The 3525-nt window shown below is 65.7% G+C and carries 5 protein-coding genes; 1 reads left to right on the plus strand and 4 read right to left on the minus strand.

All coding sequences use genetic code 11. The features are described 5' to 3' along the window. Positions 1–81: 81 nt before the first annotated feature. The 4 genes from VW23_RS21025 to VW23_RS21040 form a co-directional block, all read right to left on the minus strand. A complete protein-coding gene (locus VW23_RS21025; RefSeq protein ID WP_069911466.1) occupies positions 82–1209 on the minus strand; it encodes an iron-containing alcohol dehydrogenase in 1128 nt (375 codons plus the stop codon). Between the two features lie 4 nt (positions 1210–1213). Then, positions 1214–1573 (minus strand): DUF4326 domain-containing protein, encoded by a 360-nt coding sequence (locus VW23_RS21030; RefSeq protein ID WP_069911467.1) that lies wholly within the window; start codon positions 1571–1573, stop codon positions 1214–1216. Continuing rightward, the gene (locus VW23_RS21035; protein WP_069911468.1) at positions 1573–2190 is read right to left on the minus strand and encodes a trimeric intracellular cation channel family protein; all 618 of its coding nucleotides are present in this window, start codon (positions 2188–2190) and stop codon (positions 1573–1575) included. Before VW23_RS21035 ends, VW23_RS21030 begins: the two co-directional genes overlap by 1 nt. A 67-nt stretch (positions 2191–2257) precedes the next feature. Next, entirely contained in the window at positions 2258–2725 is a 468-nt protein-coding gene (locus tag VW23_RS21040; protein ID WP_069911470.1) for a hypothetical protein, read from the minus strand. 88 nt (positions 2726–2813) lie between these two features. Between VW23_RS21040 and VW23_RS21045 the strand changes: the two genes are divergently transcribed. Then, positions 2814–3431, plus strand: coding sequence for a hypothetical protein (locus tag VW23_RS21045; protein ID WP_069911469.1), 618 nt, complete (start codon positions 2814–2816; stop codon positions 3429–3431). The last annotated feature ends 94 nt before the right edge of the window (positions 3432–3525 follow it).

Consider the following 3525-nt stretch of genomic DNA (forward strand, 5'->3'; position numbering starts at 1 on the left):
GGGACGCTCGGTGCTGACTGCACCACCCCCTCCCTCAATCCCTCCCCTCAAGGGGGAGGGAAGCGGCTGATAGATCTGCTCTCAATCCATCGCCGCTTCCAGCAACTGCCGATAATCCTCCGCCGTCGCCAATCGTGGATTGGTTGCGTGGCTGTGGTCGGCCAGCGCCCGTTCGATCACCCAGTCGAAGTGATCTTCGCGCACGCCCAGCCCGCGCAAGCCCTCGGGAATACCCAGCCGGCGGTTCAGCGTATCGAGTTCGCGGGCGAGGTCGGTGGCCGGCGGGAAGCCCATCGCGGCCTTCAGCCGCCCCAGCTTCTCGCCGATCTCCGGGCCGTTGAAGCGCAGCACCGGCGGCATCAGGATGGCGTTGAGCGTGCCGTGGTGCAGCGAAACATCCTTGAGGCCGCCCAGCGCGTGGCTCAGCGCATGTACCGCGCCCAGGCCCTTCTGGAAGGCGAGCCCGCCCATCAGTGCGCCCATCATCATTTCCGAGCGCGCCGTAGCGTTGCGGCCATCGCGACAGGCCGCTTCGAGATGCCGCCAGATCCGCCCGGCCCCATCGAGCGCGATCGCCTCGGCCGGCGGATTGAGCCGCGGCGAGCAGAGTGTCTCGATGCAGTGGCTGAGCGCATCGAGCCCGGTCGCGGCGGTCAGGCCCGCCGGCAGCCCATAGGTCAGCGCCGGGTCGCAGATCGCCCGCTTCGGGATCAGATGCGGCGAGATGAAACCGAGCTTTCGCCCATCGTCGAGCGTCAGCAGCGCCGCCCGCCCGACTTCGGCGCCGGTGCCCGCCGTGGTCGGCACGGCGATCAGCGGCGCCACCTTGGCGCCGATCCGCTCCAGCCCACCATAGATCATCGCATACTGCTCGAGCGGCCCCGGATGCGTCGCCAGCAGCGCAACGCCCTTGGCGAGGTCGATCGGCGAGCCGCCACCGATGGCGACGATGCCGTCGCAGCCTTCGCCGCGATATTGCTCGAGCGCCGCGATCACCGCCCCCTCGGTGGGGTTGGGCGGCGTATCGAGGAACACCGGGGTTTCCGCCGGCAGATGCGCCAGCGCCTCGGCCACCAGCCCTGCCGCCAGCACGCCGCGATCGGCGACCAGCAGCGGCCGGTTGAGCCGGAACTCCTCCACCGTCTCGGCAAGGGTTGAGAGCGCGCCGGCGCCGAACTCGATGCTCGTGAGGTAGTTTATCCGTGCCATCAGCCTATCCGTTCGCCAGTTCGATCAATGTATCTGCGTGACAGGGCGTCCCCGCCTTGCACCAGCAGGCAAGGTTATGTCCTTGAAGTTCCGCCCGGATGACAGCCCGCGCCGGCGGCTCGCCCGGCGACAAAGCCGGATCGAGCGTACCGGTGAGCCACTGCCCGCACAGCTCCACCGCTTTGACCTGCGCCGCGGCATGATCGAGCCCATAGCGCCTGGCTGTGTCGTCGATGGTGAAAGGGTTGCCCCACCGCCCCGGCCGGGTGATCAGCTTCGCCGGCAGGCCGTTGAGCGCCAGTGAAGTCGCCTGCAGGTTGAAACCGGCCTTGCGCGACACTTGCAGGCGCTGCGGGCGAGCCATCAGCGCAGCTCCTTGTCGTAGACGAATTTCGGCATTTCGAGCTTCCACACGATCGCCGCGACGCGCAGCGCGAAGCCGATGGCGATAGTGCCGAGCACCAGCAGGTCATGCGGCACGTCGAACGACCGGCCCAGATAGTAGAGCGTACCCGAGATGATAGCGACGGTGGCATAGAGCTCGGACGAGAACACCAGCGGCACCTCGTTGCATAAAATATCGCGCATGATGCCGCCGGCGATACCGGTGATCATCCCGGCGACCACCACGATGATCGGCTGCTGCCCCATCTCCAGCGCCACATTGCAGCCGATGATGGTGAAGGCGGCAAGCCCCAAGGCATCGAGCAGCAGGAACGGCCAGCGCAACGCCGCCATGTAACGGGCCAGCGCGATGGTGATGAAGGCGGCGGCGCAGCAGATGATCAGCAGATACGGGTTCTCGACCCAGATCAGCGGATAATGCCCCAGCACCAGGTCGCGCGCCGTGCCGCCGCCCAGCGCCGTGACGCAGGCGAGCACGCAGACGCCGAACCAATCCATCTTCCGCCGCCCGGCCGCCAGCGCGGCGGTCATCGCTTCGGCGGCGATCGCGACGTAAAAGATGATCTGCAGCAGCATGGCGTTCCCCGTGGGTCGCCCGACGGGGTTCCCGACCGGAACTAAAGCAGACGAATCGCCTCGTGGGCTAGTTGGCCTTCGGTGTGATATCGGCGGTTGACTGAATGGTGATCACCTTCACGTCGAACTCGGCGCACTTGTCATCCTTGCAGACGCCGTTGAGCCAGACCTGGCCGTTGCCGAACATGATGCCCTGGTAGTTGACGAACAGGTCCTGCCACTTCTGGTCGGTGATCGCCGCCTTGATCTCGTCGGTGAGGATATTGTCGTAGTGCTCCTCGAACTGCGCGGCGTCGCTCAGCTTCATCTCCTCGCCATCGGCGGTTACCGCGATCGGATACGACACCCACGCGGCAAAAGCCGCCTTGTCGCCGTCGGCCACCGCCTCCTGGATGGCATCGAACGCCGTGCGATAAGCCGTATGATCGCCGAGCGCACTGTCCACCGCCGCATCGGTATCGGCATCGGTCTGCGCCATCGCCGGGAAGGCGCTGAGGGCCAAGGCGAGGCCAAGCGCGGCAAGCAACTTCAGCATTTTCTGCAACTCCGGATGGAAACGGGTGGTCCGCCAAACCATTGATAGCTCACACTGTCGGAAACGGAATAGATGCGGGTGACCTAAAATGCGCAAACCGCAAAGCATGAAGGGCCTCGAGGAACTGGGCCGGGTGCGGCTCAGCCAGAATTTCTTCATGCGCGATTTCCTCTATTCGGAGATCGCCAGTTTCTATGGCATCCCCAATATTCCCGATGATCCCGACCTCGCCATCGCAGCGGGCAAGCGCCTCTGCGAGGAATGCCTCGAACCGCTGACGGCGCGCTTCGGCCGCATCTCGATCCGCTCGGCCTATCGCTCGCCCGGGGTCAATCAGTTCGGCAACGAGCACGACCTCAATTGCGGGCGCAACGAAACCAATTTCGGCGGACATATCTGGGATCGGCGCGACGCCCTGGGCGGTATCGGCGCCACCGCCTGCATCATCGTCCACGCGCTGCTCCCCTGGTACGAAGCCACCGGCCGCTGGGAAGCGCTCGGCTGGTGGATCCACGACCACCTGCCCTATGACGAGCTGGAGTTTTTCCCAAAGTTCGCCGCGGTGAACGTCAACTGGCGCGAACACCCCAAGCGCCGCATCCACTCGTTCATCCCGCCCCGGCGCGGCGTGCTGACCAAGCCGGGGATGGCGAATTTCGATGGGTCGCACGAGGCGGAATACGCGGAGTGGCTGGCGGGGTTGTGAGGGTTCGCCGGCCGTGCAGCGCGCGTCCCCTCGCCCCTCTGGGGAGAGGGTTAGGGTGAGGGGTAGCCAAGCACTCGGGGTCAGCAGGCATCAT

It is taken from the genome of Devosia insulae DS-56 (assembly GCF_000970465.2).
In the GTDB taxonomy this organism is placed as follows: domain Bacteria; phylum Pseudomonadota; class Alphaproteobacteria; order Rhizobiales; family Devosiaceae; genus Devosia_A; species Devosia_A insulae.

What these genes read in the sequence shown, in the direction of transcription:
- VW23_RS21045 (WP_069911469.1), top strand. Translation starts at nt 2,814, where the DNA reads ATGCGCAAACCGCAAAGCATGAAGGGCCTCGAGGAACTGGGCCGGGTG.
- VW23_RS21030 (WP_069911467.1), bottom strand. Translation starts at nt 1,573, where the DNA reads ATGGCTCGCCCGCAGCGCCTGCAAGTGTCGCGCAAGGCCGGTTTCAAC.
- VW23_RS21025 (WP_069911466.1), bottom strand. Translation starts at nt 1,209, where the DNA reads ATGGCACGGATAAACTACCTCACGAGCATCGAGTTCGGCGCCGGCGCG.
- VW23_RS21040 (WP_069911470.1), bottom strand. Translation starts at nt 2,725, where the DNA reads ATGCTGAAGTTGCTTGCCGCGCTTGGCCTCGCCTTGGCCCTCAGCGCC.
- VW23_RS21035 (WP_069911468.1), bottom strand. Translation starts at nt 2,190, where the DNA reads ATGCTGCTGCAGATCATCTTTTACGTCGCGATCGCCGCCGAAGCGATG.